This window comes from Chitinophaga sp. 01L420 (assembly GCF_056399985.1).
Window position 1 is genome coordinate 1 of record NZ_JBFTSK010000122.1, and the last position, 1,509, is coordinate 1,509.

A 1,509-nucleotide genomic window follows, 5' to 3' on the forward strand; every position below is an offset into this window, starting at 1 on the left:
GGTATGGACTATCTCTAACGGTACCTGTGCTGCTACTACCGACACCGTGTTGCTGACTAACTACGATGTTCCGGCTGTTGCGAAAGCAAACGTTGATCAGTTACATTGTAATGACTCCATCTTCACTATGGCTGCTAACAAGCCTACTGAATATGGTGCTAAAGGCACCTGGTCTGTGGTAGGTAAACCAACATGGGTGACTGTTACTGATACCACTTTAAACACTACAAAAGTTAAAGTACTGGCTGGGCATACCGCTACACTGGTATGGACTATCTCCAACGGTACCTGCGCCGCTACTACCGACACCGTGTTGCTGACTAACTATGATGTTCCGGCTGTTGCGAAAGCAAACGTGGATCAGTTACATTGTAACGACTCTATCTTCACTATGGCGGCTAACAAGCCGACTGAATATGGCGCTAAAGGCACCTGGTCTGTGGTAGGTAAACCTACATGGGCGGCTATTACAGACACCACTTTAAACACTACAAAAGTTAAAGTACTCGCTGGGCATACCGCTACACTGGTATGGACCATCTCTAACGGTACCTGTGCTGCTACTACTGACACCGTGTTGCTGACTAACTACGATGTTCCGGCTGTTGCGAAAGCAAACATTGATCAGTTACATTGTAACGACTCTATCTTCACCATGGCGGCTAACAAGCCGACTGAATATGGCGCTAAAGGCACCTGGTCTGTGGTAGGTAAACCAACATGGGTAACTGTTATTGATACCACTTTAAATACTACAAAAGTTAAAGTACTGGCAGGTCATACTGCTACACTGGTATGGACTATCTCTAACGGTACCTGTGCCGCTACTACCGACACTGTGTTGCTGACTAACTATGATGTTCCGGCTATTGCGAAAGCAGGTATTGACCAGAAACATTGTAATGACTCTATCTTCACCATGGCCGCTAACAAGCCTACTGAATATGGAGCTAGAGGCACCTGGTCTGTGGTAGGTAAACCTACATGGGTGACTGTTACTGATACCACTTTAAATACTACAAAAGTTAAAGTACTGGCTGGGCATACTGCTACACTGGTATGGACTATCTCCAACGGTACCTGCGCCGCTACTACCGACACCGTGTTGCTGACTAACTACGATGTTCCGGCTGTTGCGAAAGCAAACGTGGATCAGTTACATTGTAACGACTCTATCTTCACTATGGCCGCTAACAAGCCGACTGAATATGGAGCTAGAGGCACCTGGTCTGTTGTAGGTAAACCAACATGGGTGACTGTTACTGATACTACTTTAAATACTACAAAAGTTAAAGTACTCGCGGGGCACACTGCTACACTGGTATGGACTATCTCCAACGGTACCTGCGCCGCTACTACTGACACCGTGTTGCTGACTAACTACGATGTTCCGGCTGTTGCGAAAGCAAACATTGATCAGTTACATTGTAATGACTCCATCTTCACTATGGCTGCTAACAAGCCTACTGAATATGGTGCTAAAGGCACCTGGTCTGTGGTAGGTAAACC

At 46.4% G+C, this 1,509-nt stretch carries 1 protein-coding gene; it reads left to right on the forward strand.

Features of this window, described 5'->3' with window-relative positions; all coding sequences use genetic code 11:
* The coding region (locus AC1DP6_RS36420) for a hypothetical protein (RefSeq protein ID WP_477059299.1) at positions 1-1,509 on the forward strand (1,509 nt) is incomplete at both ends.